This is a genomic window from Humibacillus xanthopallidus (genome assembly GCF_044793955.1).
Lineage (GTDB): Bacteria > Actinomycetota > Actinomycetes > Actinomycetales > Dermatophilaceae > Humibacillus > Humibacillus xanthopallidus_C.
Genome location: NZ_CP084995.1, coordinates 947,290 through 969,154, shown reverse-complemented (window position 1 = coordinate 969,154; position 21,865 = coordinate 947,290). Strand labels below are relative to the sequence as shown.

Sequence of the window (21,865 nt, the reverse complement as noted above, 5' to 3'; positions counted from 1 at the left end):
GGAGACCCGCCCTCGTCGAGGGGGCCGGCACCGGACCGCGAGGACCGGCATCGCCCGACCACCCCAGCCAGATCACCACCCCATCACCACAGCCAGGAGCCCCGCCATGCGACGCCCGCTCATCGCCTTCACTGCCCTCGCCGCCTCCGGGACCCTCGTCCTGTCGGCGTGCGCGGGCGGCTCGAGCGACGTCGTCGCGCAGCCCGGCTCTACCGGCGCCGGCGGTGCCGTGACCAGCACGCTCAACCTCTACGCGTATGCCGTGCCTAAGGTCGCCTTCGACGTGCTCATCCCGGCCTTCCAGCAGAGCGACGGCGGCAAGGGTGTGCAGTTCCAGCAGAGCTACGGCGCCTCCGGCGACCAGAGCCGCAAGGTGGCCGCCGGCGCCGAGGCCGACATCGTCAACTTCTCCGTCGAGCCCGACGTCACGCGGCTGGTCGAGGCCGGCCTGGTCGACGCCAACTGGAATGCCAACGCGGACAAGGGGATTCCCTTTGGCTCGGTCGTGACGATCGTCGTGCGCAAGGGCAACCCCAAGGGCATCAAGGACTGGGACGACCTGCTCGAGCCCGGTGTCGAGGTCGTGACGCCCAACCCGTTCTCCTCCGGCTCGGCGAAGTGGAACCTGCTCGCGCCGTATGCCGCCAAGAGCGAGGGCGGCACCGACAAGGCGGCGGGGCTCGCCTATGTCTCCTCCCTCGTCAAGGACCACGTCAAGGTGCAGCCGAAGTCGGGCCGCGAGGCAACCGAGACGTTCCTGCAGGGCAGCGGCGACGCGTTGCTCAGCTACGAGAACGAGGCGCTCTTCATCGAGCGCAACGGCGACCCGGTCGAGCACGTGACGCCGCCCCAGACCTTCAAGATCGAGAACCCGGTGGCCGTACTCAAGGACAGCAAGAGCCTCACCGCCGCCACGGCGTTCAACACCTACCTCTACACACCGGCAGCCCAGAAGCTCATCGCCGAGGCCGGCTTCCGCCCGGTCGACGAGACCGTCGCGACGGAGTTCGCCTCGACGTTCCCGGCACCGGCCAAGCTGTGGACGATCGCCGACCTCGGCGGCTGGAAGGCCGTCGACGGCAGCCTGTTCAAGAAGGACGTCGGTGACATCGCCAAGATCTACGACCAGGCGACCCAGTGACGTCGAACGCCATTGACAGCAGGGGGGCCGAGCACTCGGCCTCCCCGCTGTCGCGTCCGGGCGGGCGGGACACTCCGGAGCCGGCCACCGACGGGTCTGGCGACGGTGGGCACGCGACGACCGGGCCACGGGCGCACGGCACGAAGCCCCGATGGGGTCGCGTCGGCGTGGTGCGCCCGTTCGGCATCGGCGTCGTCACCCTCTGGCTCAGCGTCATCGTCCTGCTCCCCCTCGCCGCGCTCACCGTGGCCGCGTTCGAGGACGGGTGGGCCGGCTTCTGGGAGGCGGTGACGGCCCCCTCGGCCATCGCGACCCTCCAGGTCACCGTGCTGGTCTCGGCGGTCGTCGCCGTCATCAACGCCGTCACGGGCACGCTCATCGCGTGGGTGCTCATTCGCGACGACTTCCGCGGCAAGCGCTTCGTCAACGCGATCATCGACCTGCCCTTCGCCCTGCCGACGATCGTGGCGAGCATCGTGCTGCTCTCCCTCTACGGTCCCAACAGCCCGATCAACCTGCAGCTCAACGCAACTCGCTCGGGACTCATCGTCGCGCTGCTCTTCGTGACCCTCCCGTTCGTCGTGCGCTCGGTGCAGCCGGTGCTCATCGAGGCCGACCGCGAGGTGGAGGAGGCCGCCGCGTCCCTCGGCGCGTCGAACTGGACGACCTTCCGCCGGGTGGTGCTGCCCACCCTCGCGCCGGCGGTCCTCAGCGGCACGGGCCTCTCCTTCGCCCGCGCCATCGGTGAATACGGCTCCGTCGTGCTCATCGGCGGCAACATCCCGCGCGAGACCCAGGTCGCGTCGCAGTACATCCAGCAGCAGATCGAGATCGACCGGCCGGTCAACGCCGCCGCGGTCTCGGTGGTGCTGCTCGCGATCGCCTTCGTCACGCTGCTGCTGCTCCGCTTCGTCGCGAGCCGCACCCAGCGCCGAGAGGAGCGAGACGCATGAGGGTCGGCACCGGCACCCGCATCACGCTGCGCGTCCTCGCGCTCGGCTACCTCTTCGCTCTCGTGGCCGTGCCGATCGGCGTCATCCTCTGGCGCGCCTTCGAGCCGGGCCTCGGCACGTTCATGGCCTCCATCAGCACACCTGCGGCGATCTCCGCGCTCAACCTGTCGCTGCTCATCGTGGCGATCGTCGTCCCGCTCAACGTCGTCTTCGGGGTCGTGACGGCCCTGGCTCTCGTGCGTGGCCGCTTCCGGGGGCGCGGGCTGCTGCAGGCGGTCGTCGACCTGCCCTTCGCGGTGTCGCCGATCGTCGTCGGCGTCGCCCTCATCATGCTGTGGGGCGTGAACGGCTGGTTCGGGGCGATCGACCGCGCCGGCTTCCAGGTCATCTTCGGCCTGCCCGGCATGGTGCTGGCGACCATCTTCGTCACGCTGCCCTTCGTCGTGCGCGAGGTGGAGCCGGTGCTCCACGAGATCGGCACGGAGCAGGAGCAGGCCGCGTCCACGCTCGGCGCCAACCAGTGGCAGACGTTCTGGCGCATCACGCTCCCCGCGATCCGCTGGGGCCTGACCTACGGGGTCGTGCTCACCGTCGCCCGCGCACTTGGCGAGTTCGGCGCCGTGATCATGGTGTCGTCCGGCTTCCCGGGCGTCTCGCAGACGCTGACGCTGCTCGTGCACGCGCGCTACATCGACGACCACAACACCTACGGGGCGTATGCCGCCGCCACCCTTCTCATGGGCATCGCACTCCTCGTGCTGTTCCTCATGACCCTGCTCGACCGCAAGAGGAGCGACCGATGATCTCCGTGACCGCAGCCCGCAAGAACTACGGCTCCTTCCTGGCCCTCGACGACGTCGACATCGACATCCCGAGCGGCTCGCTCACCGCGCTGCTCGGCCCCAGCGGCTCGGGCAAGTCGACGCTCCTGCGGGTCATCGCCGGGCTCGAGGGGCTCGACGGCGGCACCGTCACGATCGAGGGTCGCGACGTCACGGCCGAGCCGCCGCAGCGACGAGGCATCGGCTTCGTCTTCCAGCACTACGCGGCCTTCAAGCACATGACCGTGCGCGACAACGTCGCCTTCGGCCTGACGATCCGCAAGCGCCCCAAGGCCGAGATCGCGCGGAAGGTCGACGACCTGCTCGAGATCGTGGGGCTCGACGGCTTCCAGCACCGCTACCCCGCGCAGCTCTCGGGTGGGCAGCGCCAGCGGATGGCCCTGGCCCGGGCGCTCGCCGTCGACCCGCAGGTGCTGCTGCTCGACGAGCCCTTCGGCGCGCTCGACGCCAAGGTGCGCACGGACCTGCGGCAGTGGCTGAGGCGGCTGCACGACGAGGTGCACGTGACGACGGTGCTCGTCACCCACGACCAGGAGGAGGCCCTCGACGTGGCGGACCGCATCGCGGTGCTCAACCACGGCCGCATCGAGCAGGTCGGCGACCCCGTCACCCTCTACGAACGCCCGGCCAACGACTTCGTCATGGGTTTCCTCGGGTCGGTCGCCCACCTCGGTGGCCAGCTCGTGCGACCGCACGACATCGCCCTCGAGCGTGACCGCGCAACGGCGCTCGCGCTCGACGCCAAGGTCGCCGACTCGCCCGGCGTCATCACGGCCACGGTCGAGCGGGTCGTCCCGCTCGGCTTCGAGGTGCGCGTCGACCTGCGGGCCGACTCCGGCGAGCGCTTCGCGGCGCAGATCACCCGCCGCGACGCAGCCGAGCTCGGGCTGCACGAGGGCGAGACAATCCACGCGCGGGCCACCGACCGCTCCTCCGTCGTCGACCACGACCCCGCCCTCGCCATCTGACCCCCACCCCCCCAGACGTCGAGTGGCAGCGTCGTCACACGCACCTCGTCGGGAAGTGAGCACTCGATTGTGGGGTGTGACACGAGTGGCCCCGCCGTCACACCCACCCCCGGTCGTGTCGCGACGTGAGCACCCGACCGGGGGGCGTGAGTCGAGTGCCCCCGCCGTCACACCCGTTCCCGTCGGGAAGTGAGCACTCGACCGTGGGGCGTGAGTCGAGTGCTCATTTCCCGACCGAGGAGACCGGCCGCTCGACCCGGGCGCAAGCAGTCGAGTGGCGTCGGGCCACCGGGAGCCTCGTAGCTGGCGGCCACCGCCGCTCAACGTGCGGCAGACTGCGGGGCGTGGACATCTCGGCCCGTGTGGACTACGCCGTCAGGGCGATGCTGATCCTCGCCGAGGCCGAGTCGCAGGGCTCCGGCCCGATCAGCATTGACGCGCTCGCCACCCGTCAGGAGCTGCCGAGGAAGTTCCTCGAGGCGATCTTTGCCGACTTGCGACGCAACGACCTCGTGCTCAGCCGGCGCGGTGCGCGTGGTGGCTACGTGCTCGGTCGGGCAGCAACGCAGATCAGCGTCGGCGACATCTTCCGTGCGGTGGACGGCCCTCTCGCAGAGGTGCGCGGCCTTCGCCCTCACGAGACGGCATACCGCGGCGTCGCGGAGCATCTCCCGAGCCTGTGGGTCGCCGTGCGAGCGAGCCTGCGCGAGGTGCTCGACGAGACGTCACTCGCCGCTCTGCGCTCCGGCGAGCTGCCAGCCAGGGTGCAGCAACTGCTCACCGCTCCCGACGCCTGGGAGAACCGCTGACCGCTCCCCCCGCACCGGACTCACGTCGGAGACGTCTCCGGACCGGCGCGGGCCCGGGCTGTCGCGGGCTGCGGCCACACAGCGGACGACGCCGCCACGACGACCGTCACGTCACTGCCGCTGACCGAGCACGCTTGCAGGCTGGTGCCGTTCGCGGAGGCAATGCGTGCGGCCTCGGCACAGGAGGCCGAGGCGGACCCGCCGTCGCGCAGCTCAAGGGCGCCGGCCACCGCCGAGAGGTCTGCACCGAGGCGGGCCTGGTGACTGGCCCGCACGACGCCGGCAAGCACGAGCGCGCCCGCGGTGGTCGAGACGATCACCCCGATGAGGGCGACCATGACGACGGACGCGCTCCCGTGCTCGGCCGAGCCGGACGCGCCCCCGCGGTCACGCGACCCAGGGGCGCTTCCGTGGTCGCCCGAGACTGTGGCGCTCGTGCGGTCGCGTGTGACCGGAGCGATGGTGCCGTCGGGTGGGACCGGCGCGCTCGTGCGGTGGCGTGGTCTCCCTGTCACCGATCGGCGCTCGACTCGCGCGGCGCGGTGGCCTGAGCGGAGAGCTCCCAGGACGGCAGCACTCCGCCCCACCCACCCGATCGCGCCTCGACCGTGACCGTCACCAGCGAGCCGTCTGCGACCACCACCACAGTCGACCCGGACGGGGCCGCTTCCAGAGCGACCTCTCGCACTGCCCCTGGCGTGTCGCCGCGGGCAGCCGACCGTGCGGCGATGCGCGCGGCATCGACGCACCGGATCTGGTCGATCCCCGCCGTCACGCCCGCCAGACACAGGGCCAGCACGAGCACGACCGCGGGGATGGCGACGGCCAGCTCGGCCGTCACCATCCCCGCCTCTCCCGAGGTGCGCTCGCGTCGGGCGATCGCACGCTCTGACACCGTGGCCCGCAGACGCTCGGTGGCAGAGCGGCGGATTGCGAGCTGGGTCAACCCGCGATCCCGAGGGCGCTCTGCACGAGACCTGCAAGCGCACCACGCACGGCGTCGGACCGCACGACCCCGAGCAGCACGAGGGCGAAGGTGCAGGCCGCCATGATGCCGACGGCATACTCCGCCGTCGTCATGCCGGCCTCGGCCCGCTGCCGGAGGCGATGCAGCCTGCGTCGGGCGCCTGCCACGCGGGCCACGTGAGCCCGCGCGGGGCGCACAGCGATCTTGGTAGGTGTCATTCGAGTTCTCTTTCTCCTCAGTGGTCCCCACGCATCTCGCGGGGAAGTAGCTGGCGGCCAGCTCGCCGTCGGACTGTCAGCCGACGAGCAGCTGGCTGCCCAGGGCGACGACGAGCGGAACGACCGTCGTCAAGCAGAAGGCGGGCAGCAGGACCAGCCCGAGCGGGGCGACGAGTCGCACGCCGACCTGGGCTGCGGCCACTTCAAGCCGGTCGAGCTCCGCGCGATGGAGGTCGTCGGAGGCCGCTGTCAGCAACGGCCCCGGCGGCACGCCCCCGGCATGCGCGAGGGAGACCACGCGAGCGGCCGCAGTCCAGGCCGGGCCGACGGATGCCCACGCCTCGGTCTCCGACGCACCCCACTGGAGTGCCGTCGCCACCTGACGCAGGTCTGCAGCAACCGGGTCGCGGCCGGTCTGCGCGACGGCGATCAGCACCTGCCAGGTGGGCAGGCCAGTGCGGTAGGCGAGGGGGAGCAGCGCGAGGGCCGAGGCCACTTCGTCCGGATCACGAGCGGTGAGGCTTCGCCGGCCTCGACGTGCTCGCCGTTGCGGGCGGGCCCGACCGTCGTCACCGGACTGCTCGGCCTGCTCGTCCTGCTCGTCCTGGCCCTCGCCGCCGTCGTCTGCCTCGGGGCGACCGGGGAGCACGAGCACGGCCGCTGCGACGAGCAGGGCGGCGGTCACCGCCGACCAGGTCACGACCCGACCGCCCGACGGCTCGCGCGGCGGCACCAGAGCCACCCGCTCACGACGCCACCGCCCGTCGAATCATGCGGCGGCACCACAGCCGTCCGATCCCGATGAGGGCCACCCCGAGGGCGGCGCTGACCGCGGCCAGGGGTGAGCCGAGGTAGAGGGTGGCGGGGTCGATGCCGCAGGCGAGCCCGAAGGCTGGCCCCGTGAGCGGCAGGACGGTCAGCACCGTGACGGTGGCCCGCGGACCCGCCACTGCCACCCGCACCTTGCGCTGCCGCGCCCGGGCCTCTCGCAGACCTGCGGCGGCCCGCTCCACAGCGACGGCGAGCGGTGCCCCGTGCTGCTCGGACAGGGCCCAGGCTGATGCCACGAAGGAGATCTCGGGTGACCGGGTCAACCGCGCCCACTCGACCCACACACCGGCAAGAGCGCCCCCTCGGTCGGCCGCTGCCGTGAGGGAGCCGGTCAGACGATCGAGCTCCGAGACGCCACGCCGGCGACCTGGAGCCGGCTCGCTCAGAAGCGGATCACCCGCGCCGGCCTCGGAGGCGAGCGCCAGTGCGCGCGACGGCGGAAGTCCCATGGCGAGGGCGGGAGCCATCGAGTCGAGCAGGACGAGCACGCCGTCGAGCAGGTGCTCACGGTCACGACGGAGCCGCCACCGCCGATAGAGCACGACCGGGTCCTCGTGCCAGATCGCCCGCCCTGCCGAGTCATCGAACCGCCTGCCGTCACCTGCTGCGTCACCGGCGCTGTCGCCGGACGAGATCGTCGACCCCGCGAGCACAGCACTCTCGGGGCTGACCCGACGCGGCCAGGAGAGCACTGCAGTGGCGACCAGCAGGCCGACGAGCAGACCCCGCGCACCTGCGGCGGTGGCGACCGACGAGAGCGCCTGGCCCAAGGTCTCAGCCATCGCCGTCCCCGCCATCGGCGAGGCCCTGCAGGTCCGCCAGGTCCGCCAGGCCCGCCATGCCCGCCATGCCCGCCAGGTCGGCCAGGTCGGCCAGGCCCGCCAGGCCCGCCATGCCCGCCAGGTCGGCCGGGTCAGCCGGGTCGGTGAGCTCCGGGTGGTCGAGCAACCCCAGGCGCGCCATCAGCGTCGGCCAGGCCGGGCCAGTCACAGGGGCAGCGACGCCACCGGACCAGTCGAGCGCTGGCACCACGACGGGCCCGCCGGGTCGCCGCAGCACCGCGGCGATCGAGCTGAGCCGGCGGGCTGGACCGTCACGCACCACGTGCAGCACGAGATCGATCGCTGCGGCCGCCTGCGCCCGGACGGCCTCAGGACCCAGCCCGGCCAGAGCACCCAGCGCCTCCAGCCGCGCCATGACGTCGGCGGGGGCGTTGGCGTGGATCGTGCCGCACCCGCCCTCGTGGCCGGTTTTGAGGGCGGCGAGCAGCTCGCGCACCTCGGCGCCGCGCACCTCTCCGACCACGATGCGGTCGGGGCGCATGCGCAGCGACTGCCGCACGAGCGTGGTCAGGGTGATCTCGCCGGCCCCCTCGACGTTGGCCGGCCGGGCCTCGAGGCGCACCACGTGAGGGTGGTCCACAGCGAGCTCGCGCACGTCCTCGACGAGGAGCAGGCGGTCACCCGGATCGGCGCACCCGAGGAGCGCGGCCAGCAGGGTCGTCTTGCCCGCTCCGGTGCCTCCCGAGACGAGGAAGGCCAGCCGTTGACGCACGATCGCCTGCAGGACCGCCAGCCAGGTCGGAGGGAACATGCCTCGCTCCCCCAGCACGGCCAGCGACGTCTGCTCGCGTGGCGGCACGCGGATCGTGATGTGTGCCCCGCCGGCGACGAGCGGGGGCAGGATCGCGTGCAGCCGCGCCCCGGACGGCAGCTGCCCGTCGACCCACGGACTGGCCTCGTCGAGGCGTCGACCCGCGGACCCGGCCAGCCGCACGGCCAGCATCCGCGCGTCGTCAGCGCTCAGCTGGTTGCCGGTCGACTCCATGCCGTTGCCGCGATCGATCCAGACCCGGCCGTCGCCGTTGACGGCCACGTCGGTCACGTGGGGCTCGGCGAGGAAGGGGTCGAGCACGCCGGCCCCGAGGATGCGAGAGGCCATCAACCGGGTCGAGTCGTCGACGCGGCGCGACCCGAGCGCCCCGACCTCCTCGCGCGCCACGGCCGACACGGCGCCGACGTCGGGACCGACACCGTCGCGCACGCGCTGCCAGACGGCTGGGCTGAGGCTCATGCCGCGTCCGGCTGCAGGACGAGCCGCAGGAGCAGCCGGTCGGCCAGGTCGACGACGGGCCCGCGTCCACCGGCGCCGGGTGGCCGCCCCGCCGCCAGGTCGGAGAGCACCTGCCGGTCGTCACCGATCGCCCCGACGACAGGCACGTCGAGGTGGTCCATGAGCAGGTCCTGGAGCTGCTCGTCGACCCGTTGCCCTCGCAGCACCACCCACGGCTCGAGCGGCGGCACGCTCGGGCCGGAGCTCAGGGCACCGGGCCTGAGGCGCACGCCGTCGAGCAGCTGCCGAGCCAACGGCACCGCAACGGCCGCGGCCGCCACCTGCGCCACGCCGGTGCCGACGGTCAGCACCACCACGTCGACCTGGTCGGCCAGCGCCGCCAGCACTCGCTCGTCGCGCGGGCAGTCGAGCACGACCACGTCGGCGGCTGCGCGGAGCCCAGCCACGACGTCGCACGCCTGCTCGAGCCAGTCGTCGACCTCGTCCAGGCGGGAGTCCGACTGATTCGCTGCCGCCCCACCTGCCGCCGCGCCCACCGCCCCACCTGCCGCCGCGCCCACCGCGCCGAAGCAGAGCGCCGCCGCACCCCTCGCGGACGGCAGCTGACCCAGCAGCTGACGCCCGTCCACGACACCGGCCACGTCGGCCAGATCGGGCCATCGCCAGCCACCCAGCTGCTCGACGCCGAGCACGACGTCGAGGCGACCGGCGAGGCGGTCGAGGTCGAGGACCACCGCCGTGCGACCGGCAGCCGCGGCCCGCACGGCCACGGTCGCAGCGAGCGTGGTGGCGCCGGTCCCACCCGAGGCCGGCACGAAGGCGATGACGTTTCCCATGCACCCACCGTCGCCCGGCAGCACGCCCGCGCCCAGCGGCATACCGGCGTCGGTGGACAACCCCGCCGGACGCGCAGGGAGGTGTGGACGGCCCCCGCCGGTGCGCCCGCCCGCGCCCGACGGCGCGCACGCCCGAGCCCGCGCCGACCCTCGGCCAACCGTCAGCAGAACGAGCGGTGGCCTCCGTCAGGGGGGGAGACGGAGGCCACCTCACGAGCCTGGCGCCGGGGGGAGGTGCCAGTTCGCGCGGCGCTCGACCCCGAGGGGGAGCGCTCTTTCAATCCTTGACCCCTCGATGCCTGAATGCAAACCGACATGTCCTGCGGTTGCCGATTTGACAGGGATTGTCAGGTGTGGCCGGCCACATCGGTCGCGCCTTCACGCGTGTGCGGCGCACAGGGCCGGCCGGACGAGGTGGAGGCCCGTCAGACGATGTCCGGCGGGCCTCCAAGAGAGGGATCGAGCTACCAAGCGTGCATTCTCGATGTGTGGCCCCGGGTTGGTGCCCGGGGGTGGACTGTTCCAAGTGAACTGCTCTCGCGTGGGTACTCGGTGCCCTCTCGGGACTTCTGCCTTGCTCGGATCCGTCCCTACGCCTCTCGGCGATGTGGCTCCTGGTCCCGTTCTACAGCACGTCCTCGGCGTGGCGACAGACCCCAAGGGTGCAGCAGCGTCAGAAAGTGTCCACCATGGTGGACAGCCCGCCCGGCTCAGCCGAGCTTCCCGGCGCGCACGGCGTCGCTGATCCGCTCCCCCTCGGCGACCCCGCCCACGAGCGCCTCCCCCGCCTGGGTCAGCCAGAGGCCCACCCCTGACGCCGTCCCGGTGCCGTATGCCGTGAGGGCGCCGAGGTAGGCCGGCCCACCGTTCCCGCCGTGGCCGGCTTCGGGCACCGCCACCCCGGTCGGGTCGAGCCCGAGCGCCTGGACGAGGGCCCGCTCCATCGCCCGGGCGACGAGGCCGTTGCCGTGCACGAAGGGCCGGATGGACACGATCTCCGCGTGCACGATCGACGAGATCACCGCTGCTGGAATGCGATTCGCGGCCGAGGCACCCGCGAGGATGAGCTCGGACAGCGCGGCGAGCCGGCTCGAGACGACGGCCGGCGACGGCGCTGGCCCGAGGTCGACGAACTCGTGGCACGTCTCGTCCCCGATCCGCGGACGCCCGAGCGTCTCCGTGCTCCCGGCCCCGACCAGGGGCGACGCGGCGGCGACGTGCAGGGTTGCGAGGGCCTGCAGCGGGGCGGTGCGCACGAGGCCGACGACGCGCTCCGTCTCGGCGGTCGCGGCCACGGCTCCCTTGAGCGTCGCGACGCCCGGGTCGAGCTCGTCGGGCCACGGGCGGGCGCCGCTCATCAGCTCGCGGACGAGCTCGACCGGCAGGTCGGCACCCTCGAGCGCGGCGCTCGCCCGCGCACCGCGCACGCGCGACTCGGCGGCCGCCTCGGGGATCCGCCGGCGCAGCGCCTCGTGGAAGCGCAGTCGTGTGCCGGCCTCCCGGGCCCGGTCGGCGACCTCCCGCACGCCGGGCAGGTCGGCGAGCACGGAGAGCTGCTGGAGCAGGGCGGACTGGCTGGGCGTGGCGTCGGGCACCGAGCCAGCCTAGAAGAGGGGCGAGTCCTCCCCGCCTGCCACCATGAGACCGTGGCCACTTCCGAGGTGATCGACTGGCTGCTCGCCGGTGACGTGGCTGTGGCCTACCTGGCAATGCGCGACCTGCTGGGCCGAGAGGACTCAGAGCTCCAGGGGCGTATCGCCACGGAGGGTGTGGGCGCGACGCTCCTGGCGGCGCGCGCGTCGAACGGCCATTGGGGTCGCGGCTTCTACCAGCCGAAGTGGACGTCCAGCCACTACACGCTGTTGCACCTCAAGGAGATCGGCCTGACGCCTTCGCAGCCCATGGCACGCGAGTCGGTAGAGCTGATCCTCACCACCGAGAAGGGTCCCGACGGTGGCCTCAACCCATCCCCTCCACCGACGCCGAGCGACGCGTGCATCAACGGGATGTCGCTGGGCTACGCGAGCTGGTTCGGTGCCTCCGAGGAGCACGTGCGGTCCGTCGTCGACTTCCTGCTGGCCGAGAGGGTCGTCGACGGCGGCTTCAACTGCTGCCGCAACCGCCCCCGTGCCCACGTCACGCACTCGTCGATGCACACGACCGTCTGCGTCCTGGAGGGCATCACCGACTACCTCCGGGCGGGGGGGCATCATCGCAGGGCCGAGCTCGAGGACTCCTCTGCGTCATCGGCGGAGTTCCTCCTCCGGCACCGGATGTTGCGCAGCGAGCGCACCGGGCAGGTGATCAGCCCCGAGTTCACTCGCCTGCACTTCCCGGCTCGCTGGCACTACGACGTGCTGCGCGGGCTGGATTCACTTGCCGCGGCGGGAGTCCCGCGCGACCCCCGCATGGACGAGGCGCTCGCGTTGATTCGGCGACGGCGACGGCCAGACGGTCGCTGGGCTGCCAACCGCTCCTACCCCGGCGTGACCTACGTTCCCAGTGACCGGCCGGGTGAGCCGAGCCGATGGCTCACGGTGGTCGCCGAGCGGGTCCTCCGTGCGTATCCTGAGTGACATGAGTTCGTCCGTTGCTCCGCCCCGCGCGTGGTGGCTGCCCAGCTGAGGCGGCCATCTCGACGAACCATCCAGAGCCGCCCACGGGCGGCTCTTCGCATGTGCGGACGTCGGTCTCCTGTGGGCACCACCGACAGGAGAGCACCATGACCACCACGGCAACCACCGACCACGCCTCAACCACCGAGAGTGTCGCGCCCACCGAGGGCGCGACGTATGCCGCAGCGCTCGAGCGCAGTCGCATCCTCGACGATCTCATCGACGAGCGAGCGGCCAACGACCCCACGCGGTTTCGCATGCTGACCGGCGACCGCCCCACCGGGCCGCTCCACATCGGCCACTACCTCGCCAGCCTGCGCAATCGGGTTCGACTGCAGGACAAAGGCGCCGAGACCTTCGTCGTCATCGCCGACTACCAGGTCATCACGGATCGCGACGCCGTCGGCGACCTCGGCGCCAACGTGCAGGGCCTCGTGCTCGACTACCTCGCGGCCGGACTCGACCCCGCGCGCACGACGATCTTCACGCACAGCGCCGTGCCCGCGCTGGGCCAGCTGATGCTGCCCTTCCTCTCCCTCGTGACCGATGCCGAGCTGCGGCGCAACCCGACGGTGAAGGACGAGCTGTCGCTGTCGGGCGAGCGCCCGCTCTCGGGTCTGCTGCTCACCTATCCCGTGCACCAGGCGGCCGACATCCTCTTCTGCCACAGCCGCATCGTCCCGGTGGGTCGCGACCAGCTCCCCCACCTCGAGCAGACCCGTGCCATCGCGCGTCGCTTCAACAGCCGGTATGCCGCCGGGCACAGTGTGTTTGCCGAGCCGGAGGCCCTGCTCGGCGAGGTCCCCCTCCTGCTCGGGACCGACGGCACGAAGATGGCGAAGAGCAAGGGCAACGTCATCAACCTGCGCGACACGGCCGACGAGACCGCCGCGCGAATTCGTCTGGCGCGCACCGACTCCGAGCGACACATCACCTTCGAGCCGGAGCGGCGGCCGCAGGTCGCCAACCTCCTGACGATCGCCGGGCTCTTCCTCGGCCGGTCGCCGTCGTCGCTGGCAGCCGAGGTCGGAGCCGGCGGCGCGCAGGCCCTCAAGCAGCTCGTCACCGACGCGGTCAACGACTCCCTCGCCGGGCACCGAGCCCGCCGCCAAGACCTCGCCCGCGACCCGGCATACGTCAGGGAGGTGCTGCGCGAGGGCAACGCGCGAGCCAACGAGATCGCCGAGCGGACCCTCGCCACGGTGCGAGCCGTCATGGGCATGAGCTACTGAGGGTCCGCCCCGATCGAGGAACGAGCTGCCCGTGCGGGCTACTCACCCCCGTGGGTCTCCTCGCGGATGGTGTCGGCGACGATCTGCTCGTCGGTGGGCGCGGGCGAAGCAGTCGGCCCGGACCGACGAGCCGTGGCGGGCGGCAGCGGGTTGTCGACCGTCTGACGCAGCCCGCGCACACCGTCGTCGAGCACGAACTCCGCCCGTGTGAAGGCCTCGGCGCCGGGCGTCGTCACGACGGGGAGACACCGGTAGCGCGCCGTCAGCTCCGTGGGGGTGATCGTCGTCGACACGTAGCCGCGCAGGTTGGTCCAGAAGCGCAGGTTGGGGTTCCACGCTGCCCACGGGTGCTGCCCGTTGGGGCTGTCGTAGCCGTTGCCACCCGAAGTGATCGAGCTCGTGACGAGCTCTGACCCGACCGGTGCGACGGGGTCGGCGTAGTCGAGGTAGAGGTCCGAGGCCCAGTGCGCATGCACGTCGCCCGTGAGCACGACGGGGTTGCGCACGCCCGCGTCGACCCAGCCCTGCGTAATCCGCCGACGCGAGGCGGGATAGCCGTCCCAGGCGTCCATCGAGACCGTCGTCGCCGCGGCCGGGTTGTTATCGCGTTGACCGAAGAACACCTGCTGTCCGAGCAGGTCCCAACGGGCCTCCGACGCGCGGAAGCCGTCGAGGAGCCACTGCTCCTGCTCCAGCCCCGGCAGCGAGCGCGCCGGGTCGGCGGCACCCGGGCAGTCCTTGTAGCCGTCGCCGCAGGCCTGGTCGGAGCGATACTGCCGCGTGTCGAGCATGTGGAAGGTGGCCAGCCCGCCCCACCGCACGCGCCGGTAGAGGTCGAGGTCGGGTCCCCGCGGCGCCGACGAGCGACGGAGCGGCATGTTCTCGTAGTAGGCGCGGTAGGCGGCGGCCCTGCGGGCGAGGAAGCCGGGGCGCTCGACGGCACGGTCGGCGATGTCGTCGGCGTAGTTGTTGTCGACCTCGTGGTCGTCCCACACGACGAGCCAGGGCGCCGCCGCGTGTGCCGCCTGGAGGTCCGGGTCGCTCTTGTACTGCGCATAGCGCTGGCGGTAGCCGGCGAGCGTCGTCGTCTCCGGCCCGACGTGGGCGCGGCCGACGCCGTTGCCGCCGCCCTCGTACTGGTAGTCACCCAGGTGCAGGATGACGTCGGGCCGCTCCTCCGCAAGACGGCGATAGGCCGTGAAGTAGCCCGCCGGGAAGTTCGAGCACGACACGAGCGCCATCGTGAGGGCCGAGGGCGTCTCCCACGCGCTCGGCGTGGTCACCGCACGACCCGGCTCGGAGAGGTGGCGGCCGAGCCGGAAGCGGTAGTGATACTCCCGCCCCGGGCGCAGCCCAGCAACCTCGACGTGCACGGAGTGAGCCCAGCTGGACTCTGCCGCAACGGAGCCCGCCCTGACGACATCGGCGAAGAGCTCGTCCGTCGCGACCTGCCAGTTCACCCGGTAGGTGGAGGACGGCATACCCCCGAGCCCGTCGGCAGCCAGCGGCTCGAGCGCGAGACGCGTCCAGATGACGAAGCCGTCGGGCGACGGGTCACCGCTCGCGACGCCGAGGGTGAACGGGTAGGCGGCCGGGGTGACGGCCGCCGCGCTCGGGCGGCTGTCGATGACGACACCTGCCCCGGCGAGGGCGAGCGTGCCAGAGACGAGTCCGGTGCGAAGGAGGGTGCGGCGAGTCGGCTGCCGACGAGTCATGTCCATGTCGTCCACATTTGCCGTTTCGCGCCCGTCGCGGCCGACGGGCAGGCGAAGGCCCGGTGAAGCGTCGGTGCCGTGGACGCGAAGGGCCGGCTGACCGCTCGTCGGCGGAGGCGGACCGTTCGGCAGGCTACTGGCCGGTAGTGAAGAGACCTGCCTCACTCGACCCTTGAAGGCCGACCTACCCTGCGTTTGAGTTGGTCTCCTGGACGTCGTGGGGCGCCGAGCGTGTCTCGACGCCGCGCCGGGCGCCCGACCACGATCCAGCCTGATCCACCAGATGTCCCGTGATCCACCACGACCCCCGCGCACCACTGTCGATGCGAAAGGTGAACACCGTGAGCGAGAAGACGCTCGACAACCTCATCCACGAGGGCCTGACCTTCCCCCCGCCCCCTGAGTTCGCCGCTCGGGCGAACGGCAAGGCCGACCTCTACGAGCAGGCGGCCGCCGACCACGAGGGCTTCTGGGCGGAGCAGGCCCGGACCTACCTCACGTGGAGCACCCCGTTCACCCAGTCCCTCGACTGGAGCAACCCGCCCTTCGCCAAGTGGTTCGCCGACGGCGAGCTCAACGCGTGCGTCAACGCCGTCGACCGCCACGTCGCGGCCGGCCGCGGCGACAAGGTGGCGATCCACTTCGTCGGTGAGCCCGAGGGCGACACCCGCGACATCACCTACTCCGACCTCCACCAGGAGGTGCAGCGAGCCGCCAACGCCCTGGCCGACCTGGGAGTCTCCAAGGGCGACACGGTCGCGATCTACCTGCCGATGATTCCCGAGGCCGCTGTCGCGATGCTCGCGTGCGCCCGGCTCGGCGCACCCCACTCCGTCGTCTTCGGCGGCTTCTCCGCCGAGGCGCTGCACTCGCGCATCGACGACGCCAAGGCGAAGGTCGTCATCACCGCCGACGGTGGCTACCGGCGCGGCGCGCCCTCGGCGCTCAAGCCCGCCGTCGACGCAGCCCTCGACCACGGCGACACGCTCGTCGAGCACGTGCTCGTCGTGAAGCGCACCGGTCAGGACACCGCGTGGAACGACCGCGACGTCTGGTGGCACGACGCCCTCGAGCAGGCCGCCCCGGTCCACGAGGCGCAGCCCTTCGAGGCCGAGCACCCCCTCTTCATCCTCTACACCTCGGGCACGACCGGTAAGCCGAAGGGCATCTTCCACACGACCGGTGGCTACCTCACGCAGGCGGCCTACACCAACGCCGTCGTGCACGACGTGCACCGCGACACCGACGTCTACTGGTGCACCGCCGACATCGGCTGGGTCACCGGCCACTCCTACATCGTCTACGGGCCACTCACCAACGGCATCACGCAGGTGATGTACGAAGGCACCCCGGACACGCCGCACCAAGGGCGCTGGTGGGAGATCATCCAGGACTACAAGGTCACGATCCTCTACACGGCACCCACCGCCGTGCGCACCTTCATGAAGTGGGGCGCCGACATCCCGGCGAAGTTCGACATGAGCTCGGTCCGCCTGCTCGGCTCCGTCGGCGAGCCGATCAACCCCGAGGCGTGGCTCTGGTATCACAAGCACATCGGCGGCGGTCGCGCGCCGATCGTCGACACGTGGTGGCAGACCGAGACCGGCGCCATCATGATCAGCCCCCTGCCCGGCGTCACGACGCTGGAGCCCGGCTCGGCCCAGCGCCCGATCCCCGGCATCAGCGCCGAGATCCTCGACGACGAGGGCAAGCCGTTCACGACGCCCGAGCAGGTCGGCTACCTCGTGCTGACGAAGCCGTGGCCGGCGATGCTGCGCGGCATCTGGGGCGACCCGGAGCGCTACAAGGAGACCTACTGGTCGCGCTTCGGCGAGAAGTACTACTTCGCCGGTGACGGCGCGAAGTACGACGCCGACGGCAACATCTGGCTCCTCGGCCGCGTCGACGACGTCATGAACGTCTCGGGCCACCGCCTGTCGACCGCCGAGATCGAGTCGGCCCTCGTGTCGCACCCGAAGGTCGCCGAGGCCGCGGTCGTCGGCGCCAACGACGAGACCACCGGTCAGGCCGTCTGCGCCTTCGTCATCCTCCGCCAGGAGTTCGTCGAGGAGGCGGACGAGCCCGGTGAAGGCAAGGACCTCGTCCAGGAGCTGCGCAACCACGTGGCCAAGGAGATCGGCCCGATCGCCAAGCCGCGGTCGATCCTCATCGTCGGCGAGCTGCCCAAGACCCGCTCGGGCAAGATCATGCGGCGCCTGCTGCGCGACGTCGCCGAGGGCCGCGAGGTCGGCGACGTGACGACCCTCGCCGACAGCTCGGTCATGGAGCTCATCAAGACCGGCATGACCAAGGACTGACCCCATGGCGTGACCCGGGCACCCGCGTCGGCCGGCGCCTGGGCAGGCCACCACGACGTATGCCGCCCACTCCCGCATCGGGGGTGGGCGGCATACGTCGTGGTGGACGTGCTTGTCTCAGAAGGCCTTGTTGGCCTTGACGTCCCACCGGACGACCTGCTCGGGTCCCATCTGGCCGCGTGCATCCTGGCGCCAGTAGGAGTAGCTGATCCGGCCGTACGCGAGGCTGAATGCGTCGAAGGGGGTCTCCTCCGCGGCGCCGGTCTGGTAGCTCGTCACGAGCACGTCGTCGAGGGACAGTCGCATGAAGGGGGCCCGATCCCCCTCGCCCGAGCTCCTCACGCCCTCGAGAATTGCTGTCGTGGCGTGCTTGCCGTTCATGACGGCGAGAAAGAGCTGCGGGGAGGCCTGGCTGAGCATGCTCGACACGAAGAGATCCGTCACCGTGGCCCTGCCAGCGCCCGAGCCGCCCCCGCTCAGCGCGGCGGTCGCGCCTGAGGACGCACCCCAGGAGTAGCTGAGCACCTCGATCCAGTTTCGGTGATCCTCGTCGGCGCTCTCGCCGGGGATGCCGTCGATGCTGAGGAAGTAGTCGGCCCCGCCGGCCGTAGCGAGCGCTGCCGTAGGGGCGCCGGTCAGCGGGTCGGCTGCGGCCGCCAGGGAGGCGCTCATCCCGGAGAGCGCGAGCCCTCCGGAGAGCGTCCCGAGGCCGAGCGCCCCGCCTTTGAGCAGGTTGCGGCGGGTGGCATTGAAGGTGGGTGTGCTGTCGCTCATGCGGGCTCCTTCATCGGGCGCCGCGAAAAGGCGGCTCCTTCGACGGTAGCCACGTGCCTTGAGTTCCGTGAGCGGATTCTTCGAATCCATCACCGCGTGGATCGCACCTCCCCCGCGGTCAGCCCGCCGGGCTGGCGGTCCGTTGGACGCGTTCCCACAGGTGCAGGGAGCGGCGCCCCCGAAGGTAGGCCAAAAGTCCCTCCGCCGACGCGTAGTTGGTCCGGGTCAGGTAGCGGGCCCCCACTGCGACGGTCCTCACGGGCCCAGCAGCCTCCGGCACATGGTCTCCCAAGGCCGCCAGACCGTAGAACGCACCCTGGGCCACGAGGACGGCGGCAAGCACAGGGCGGCGCTGCCCCGACACCGCCACTGCAACGAGACTGGCCCCGAAGGCGGCCGCCATCGAGAAGGGCAACAGCAAACGTACGTACTTGTGCGATGCCACCTGCCACATGACCAAAGGCTCGCGGACGGGAAGCACCGCGCGCCACCGAAACAGCGACTGCCAGCGGCCTGCCGTCATCCTGCGCCGTCGCACGACGTCGCTCTCCAGGGACGCCGAGGTAGGCTCCCATGACACGGCCTTCGGCGCGTAGGCCACGCGATAGCCCTGGCGGGCCACCTGCATCGCGATGAAGAAGTCGTCATTGACGAGGTCCGACGGAAAGTTCGGCACCAGAGCTCGGCGCACCGCCAGCATCTCCCCCACGACAGCGGTGCAGCAGCCGAGTCGCGACTCCTGCCTCTTGATGAAGGACTCGTACGCCCAGTAGACCCGCTCACCGCCCGTGAGTGCCGCGCTGCCGCCCTCGACGGCCTTGGCACCGGTCACCGCGCCTACGTGCGGGTCGGCCAGGGGCTTGAGGAGCTCACGCATCCCGTTCGGGGGATAGCGGTTGTTCGCGTCCGAGAAGACGATGACGGAGTGGTGGGCGTGGTCGACGGCGCGTGCCATGGCGGCGGCCTTGCCTCGGCGCTCCGGCTCGTGCAGGACCACAACCCCGGGCCACGCATGTGCCTGCGCCACCCTCGCCGTGTCATCCGAGGAGCCGTCGGTCACGACGACGACCTCGAGCCGGTCGGCTGGATAGTCAAGCGCCCTCAGGTTGTTCAGTCGTGCGCCGATGACGTCCTGCTCATCCAGCGCCGACACGACGATCGTGACGTCAGGGAGGTGGTCGGGGTAGGACTCGACCGGGCGCCGACGCGCGGCGAGCGCGACGAGCGCGGGATACCCGGCATAGGCGTAGCCAGTCACAGCGAGCCCGACCCAGGCGCAGACGGACGCTATGGCGCCAGCTGGCCGGCCGACGCCGTGCCGGCGGCTGTCCTCGCGGTTGGAGCGCCGATCCAGGTGAAGTCCCACAGAGGGCAACCTACTCGCGGTTCGACGTGAACGTGGCCGAATCCCTTCTCCCGCGGCACAATTCGCCTGGTCCAGCATCAAAGGTGACAGACCACGGCGACACATTGCGGTCAACCGCCAGGCTTCTACGTCACTTGACGTAGCGCCACCTCCTGCATCCATCGGATTCGCCCCGTCGCGGCAGCGGCGAGCCTTCTCTCGACACGAAGCCGAGGAGGGACCATGGCACTCGCACCGCTCAGACTCACGACGGGACGACGACCGTCTCGGGGTCGCCACCGGGCTCCGCGGGGTGTCTCACCTCGACTTCTGCTCACTCCCGGGGGCGCGCTCCCCACCCTCGGATCGTCCGCGCCCCCAACGGCGGTCCGAGCGGTGGGGGCCACGGGCCCCCTCGCCTGCAGCTGGCTGACAAGATACCCGTCGCGCGAGGCAGGGGCGGTGCAACGCTACGAACGGATCAAGCGGGCAACGGATGTCGCCGTCGTGCTCGTGATGGCCCCATTGTGGCTCCCTCTCGTCTGCTTGGTCGCACTCGTCATCGCCGCAGGAAGCCCCGGCCACCCCGTCCTCTTCAAGCAACAGCGGACAGGACGCGGCATGCGACGGTTCGTGATCTACAAGTTCCGGACGATGGTGCCCAACGCCGACGAGCTCAAGGCGCAGCTGCAGCATCTCAACCTGCGCACCTGGCCGGACTTCAAGGTCGATCCTGACCCCAGGGTGACGAGGCTGGGTCGATTCCTTCGGTGCACGAGTCTCGACGAGCTGCCGCAGCTGTTCAACGTTCTGCGGGGCGACATGTCTCTCGTCGGACCGCGCCCCACGAGCCTTCGGCCGGAAGCCTACGAGCCGTGGCAGCTGGCCCGGTTCGACGGGCCGTCGGGTCTGACCGGGGCTTGGCAGGTCGCGGGCCGAGCCCACCCCTCCTTCGACGAGCGGGTTCGCCTCGACCTCGCGTATCTCGAGCGGGCGTGTTGGCGCCTGGACGCCGAGATCCTTCTTCGCACCGTTCCGGAGCTGCTGCTGCGCAAAGGGGCCTGAAGGCAGCCACCCGGCGACGTGGTCGCACCCCCTCCCCCGCACCGTCCTTTTTCGCAGGCATCACGCTCGCTCGCAGCCAGGAGGAACCACAATGATCAAGGCAGTTGTCACCGGTGCAGCCGGGTTCATCGGCAGCGCGCTCTGCCGTGCGCTGGTGGCCCAGGAAGTCGACGTCGTCGGAATCGACAAGTTCACCTCCTATTACTCACCGGAGCAGAAGCGACGCAACATCGCTGAGCTGCAGGCAAATCCGCGCTTCACGCTCGTGCAGGAAGACCTGGTCACCGCTGACCTGGTCTCTCTTTACGGAGACGCCACTGTGGTGTTCCACCTTGCCGGGCAGCCGGGCGTGAGGACCAGTTGGTCCACAGGTTTCGACGATTACGTCACCGAGAACGTGTGTGCGACGCAGCGCGTGCTCGAGGCAGCGCGCGCGCACGGACGCGTTCGGGTGGTCTACGCGTCGAGCTCATCCGTCTATGGCAATGCTGCGAGTTACCCGTGCCGGGAGTCCGACCTCCCCTCCCCCTACAGCCCTTACGGCGTCACGAAGCTGGCCGGCGAGCAGCTTGCCGTGCTCTACTCGAAGAACTACGGAGTGCCAACGGTCTCCCTCCGCTTCTTCACCGTCTACGGCCCGCGGCAGCGACCGGAGATGGCCATGGCGCAGATGGTCGATGCGGCCCTGACAGGCAGCACCTTCACGCTGTTTGCAGCGCCCGGAGCCATTCGGGACTTCACCTACGTCGACGACGTGGTGCGCGCTGTGATCCTCGCGGGCCGCACGCCGGGCCTGCCGCTCGGCCTCGTTGCCAACGTGTGCGGCGGCGAGCCGGCCACCATGCAGGACGTTCTGGGTCACCTGCGCAGGATCGTGGGAGGTGACCTCCCGGTGCAGACCGCCCCCGTCGTGGCAGGAGACGTGCTCCGCACCGGAGGGGACAGCCAGGTCGCGCGGCGGCTCCTCGGGTGGGCCCCTCGAACGGCCCTCTTCGACGGGCTGTTCCAGCAGGTCCTCTGGCGGCGTGTGGAGCTCGACCTGCCCGAACCGCACATGGCCGGCCGGGCGTCCTGGTCGACTTCCCACCTCACTCGGTCGGCGTCGCGCGAGCCGGTCGAGGTCGACTGAAAGGCAGGAACCGTGTCCTGCTCACTTCGAGGCA

Annotated in this window: 21 protein-coding genes; 10 read left to right on the top strand and 11 right to left on the bottom strand. The window is 71.2% G+C overall.

Features of this window, described 5'->3' with window-relative positions:
- Positions 1–106 precede the first annotated feature (106 nt).
- The 5 genes from LG278_RS04440 (at position 107) to LG278_RS04420 (ending at position 4,713) form a co-directional block, all read left to right on the top strand.
- Positions 107–1,141, top strand: a complete 1,035-nt coding sequence (locus LG278_RS04440) for a sulfate ABC transporter substrate-binding protein (RefSeq protein ID WP_404391333.1) — start codon at positions 107–109, stop codon at positions 1,139–1,141.
- A 167-nt stretch (positions 1,142–1,308) separates the two neighbouring features.
- Positions 1,309–2,094 carry a sulfate ABC transporter permease subunit CysT gene (gene cysT / locus LG278_RS04435; protein WP_404391331.1) on the top strand — a complete coding sequence of 262 codons (786 nt, stop codon included), beginning with the start codon at positions 1,309–1,311 and terminating at the stop codon, positions 2,092–2,094.
- On the top strand, positions 2,091–2,897 hold the full coding sequence (cysW, locus tag LG278_RS04430) for a sulfate ABC transporter permease subunit CysW (RefSeq protein WP_404391329.1): 807 nt from the start codon (positions 2,091–2,093) through the stop codon (positions 2,895–2,897). The genes cysT and cysW overlap by 4 nt, the downstream gene beginning before the upstream one ends.
- Complete coding sequence (locus LG278_RS04425) at positions 2,894–3,904, top strand: sulfate/molybdate ABC transporter ATP-binding protein (protein ID WP_404391327.1); 1,011 nt, start codon at positions 2,894–2,896, stop codon at positions 3,902–3,904. Before cysW ends, LG278_RS04425 begins: the two co-directional genes overlap by 4 nt.
- A 344-nt stretch (positions 3,905–4,248) precedes the next feature.
- Positions 4,249–4,713, top strand: a complete 465-nt coding sequence (locus LG278_RS04420; RefSeq protein WP_404391325.1) for an RrF2 family transcriptional regulator — start codon at positions 4,249–4,251, stop codon at positions 4,711–4,713.
- A gap of 20 nt (positions 4,714–4,733) precedes the next feature.
- Here LG278_RS04420 and LG278_RS04415 read toward each other — a convergent pair whose 3' ends face one another.
- From LG278_RS04415 to LG278_RS04380, 8 genes are all read right to left on the bottom strand, one after another.
- The gene (locus LG278_RS04415) at positions 4,734–5,228 is read right to left on the bottom strand and encodes an Rv3654c family TadE-like protein (RefSeq protein ID WP_404391323.1); all 495 of its coding nucleotides are present in this window, start codon (positions 5,226–5,228) and stop codon (positions 4,734–4,736) included.
- The gene (locus LG278_RS04410) at positions 5,225–5,659 is read right to left on the bottom strand and encodes a TadE family type IV pilus minor pilin (protein ID WP_404391321.1); all 435 of its coding nucleotides are present in this window, start codon (positions 5,657–5,659) and stop codon (positions 5,225–5,227) included. The genes LG278_RS04415 and LG278_RS04410 overlap by 4 nt, the downstream gene beginning before the upstream one ends.
- Positions 5,656–5,898, bottom strand: coding sequence for a DUF4244 domain-containing protein (locus LG278_RS04405; protein ID WP_404391319.1), 243 nt, complete (start codon positions 5,896–5,898; stop codon positions 5,656–5,658). Before LG278_RS04405 ends, LG278_RS04410 begins: the two co-directional genes overlap by 4 nt.
- A 76-nt stretch (positions 5,899–5,974) precedes the next feature.
- A complete protein-coding gene (locus tag LG278_RS04400; protein ID WP_404391317.1) occupies positions 5,975–6,640 on the bottom strand; it encodes a type II secretion system F family protein in 666 nt (221 codons plus the stop codon).
- Positions 6,641–6,644: 4 nt separating this feature from the next.
- A complete protein-coding gene (locus LG278_RS04395) occupies positions 6,645–7,511 on the bottom strand; it encodes a type II secretion system F family protein (protein WP_404391315.1) in 867 nt (288 codons plus the stop codon).
- Positions 7,504–8,802: a TadA family conjugal transfer-associated ATPase gene (locus tag LG278_RS04390; RefSeq protein WP_404391313.1), complete on the bottom strand. Its 1,299-nt coding sequence runs from the start codon at positions 8,800–8,802 to the stop codon at positions 7,504–7,506. Before LG278_RS04390 ends, LG278_RS04395 begins: the two co-directional genes overlap by 8 nt.
- A complete protein-coding gene (locus LG278_RS04385) occupies positions 8,799–9,638 on the bottom strand; it encodes a hypothetical protein (RefSeq protein WP_404391311.1) in 840 nt (279 codons plus the stop codon). The genes LG278_RS04390 and LG278_RS04385 overlap by 4 nt, the downstream gene beginning before the upstream one ends.
- A 710-nt stretch (positions 9,639–10,348) precedes the next feature.
- Positions 10,349–11,233, bottom strand: a complete 885-nt coding sequence (locus LG278_RS04380) for a hypothetical protein (RefSeq protein ID WP_404391309.1) — start codon at positions 11,231–11,233, stop codon at positions 10,349–10,351.
- A gap of 51 nt (positions 11,234–11,284) precedes the next feature.
- Between LG278_RS04380 and LG278_RS04375 the strand changes: the two genes are divergently transcribed.
- Together LG278_RS04375 and trpS are read left to right on the top strand one after the other, a co-directional pair.
- Positions 11,285–12,214, top strand: coding sequence for a hypothetical protein (locus LG278_RS04375; RefSeq protein WP_404391307.1), 930 nt, complete (start codon positions 11,285–11,287; stop codon positions 12,212–12,214).
- A gap of 146 nt (positions 12,215–12,360) precedes the next feature.
- Positions 12,361–13,485, top strand: coding sequence for a tryptophan--tRNA ligase (gene trpS / locus LG278_RS04370; RefSeq protein WP_404391305.1), 1,125 nt, complete (start codon positions 12,361–12,363; stop codon positions 13,483–13,485).
- A gap of 38 nt (positions 13,486–13,523) precedes the next feature.
- Here trpS and LG278_RS04365 read toward each other — a convergent pair whose 3' ends face one another.
- Entirely contained in the window at positions 13,524–15,206 is a 1,683-nt protein-coding gene (locus tag LG278_RS04365; RefSeq protein WP_404391303.1) for an alkaline phosphatase D family protein, read from the bottom strand.
- 317 nt (positions 15,207–15,523) lie between these two features.
- Between LG278_RS04365 and acs the strand changes: the two genes are divergently transcribed.
- Entirely contained in the window at positions 15,524–17,518 is a 1,995-nt protein-coding gene (acs, locus tag LG278_RS04360; RefSeq protein ID WP_404391301.1) for an acetate--CoA ligase, read from the top strand.
- A 117-nt stretch (positions 17,519–17,635) separates the two neighbouring features.
- Here acs and LG278_RS04355 read toward each other — a convergent pair whose 3' ends face one another.
- On the bottom strand, positions 17,636–18,292 hold the full coding sequence (locus LG278_RS04355; protein WP_404391300.1) for an Hcp family type VI secretion system effector: 657 nt from the start codon (positions 18,290–18,292) through the stop codon (positions 17,636–17,638).
- Positions 18,293–18,410: 118 nt separating this feature from the next.
- Positions 18,411–19,550 carry a glycosyltransferase family 2 protein gene (locus LG278_RS04350; protein ID WP_404391298.1) on the bottom strand — a complete coding sequence of 380 codons (1,140 nt, stop codon included), beginning with the start codon at positions 19,548–19,550 and terminating at the stop codon, positions 18,411–18,413.
- A 330-nt stretch (positions 19,551–19,880) separates the two neighbouring features.
- Between LG278_RS04350 and LG278_RS04345 the strand changes: the two genes are divergently transcribed.
- Positions 19,881–20,702, top strand: coding sequence for a sugar transferase (locus LG278_RS04345; RefSeq protein ID WP_404391296.1), 822 nt, complete (start codon positions 19,881–19,883; stop codon positions 20,700–20,702).
- Positions 20,703–20,793: 91 nt separating this feature from the next.
- Positions 20,794–21,831 (top strand): NAD-dependent epimerase/dehydratase family protein, encoded by a 1,038-nt coding sequence (locus tag LG278_RS04340; RefSeq protein WP_404391294.1) that lies wholly within the window; start codon positions 20,794–20,796, stop codon positions 21,829–21,831.
- The last annotated feature ends 34 nt before the right edge of the window (positions 21,832–21,865 follow it).

Coding starts and splice junctions, on each gene's coding strand:
- cysW (WP_404391329.1), top strand. CDS start 2,091: ATGAGGGTCGGCACCGGCACCCGCATCACGCTGCGCGTCCTCGCGCTC.
- LG278_RS04440 (WP_404391333.1), top strand. CDS start 107: ATGCGACGCCCGCTCATCGCCTTCACTGCCCTCGCCGCCTCCGGGACC.
- LG278_RS04355 (WP_404391300.1), bottom strand. CDS start 18,292: ATGAGCGACAGCACACCCACCTTCAATGCCACCCGCCGCAACCTGCTC.
- LG278_RS04405 (WP_404391319.1), bottom strand. CDS start 5,898: ATGACACCTACCAAGATCGCTGTGCGCCCCGCGCGGGCTCACGTGGCC.
- LG278_RS04365 (WP_404391303.1), bottom strand. CDS start 15,206: ATGGACATGACTCGTCGGCAGCCGACTCGCCGCACCCTCCTTCGCACC.
- LG278_RS04425 (WP_404391327.1), top strand. CDS start 2,894: ATGATCTCCGTGACCGCAGCCCGCAAGAACTACGGCTCCTTCCTGGCC.
- LG278_RS04345 (WP_404391296.1), top strand. CDS start 19,881: ATGGCACTCGCACCGCTCAGACTCACGACGGGACGACGACCGTCTCGG.
- LG278_RS04340 (WP_404391294.1), top strand. CDS start 20,794: ATGATCAAGGCAGTTGTCACCGGTGCAGCCGGGTTCATCGGCAGCGCG.
- LG278_RS04385 (WP_404391311.1), bottom strand. CDS start 9,638: ATGGGAAACGTCATCGCCTTCGTGCCGGCCTCGGGTGGGACCGGCGCC.
- acs (WP_404391301.1), top strand. CDS start 15,524: ATGCGAAAGGTGAACACCGTGAGCGAGAAGACGCTCGACAACCTCATC.
- LG278_RS04390 (WP_404391313.1), bottom strand. CDS start 8,802: ATGAGCCTCAGCCCAGCCGTCTGGCAGCGCGTGCGCGACGGTGTCGGT.
- trpS (WP_404391305.1), top strand. CDS start 12,361: ATGACCACCACGGCAACCACCGACCACGCCTCAACCACCGAGAGTGTC.
- LG278_RS04395 (WP_404391315.1), bottom strand. CDS start 7,511: ATGGCTGAGACCTTGGGCCAGGCGCTCTCGTCGGTCGCCACCGCCGCA.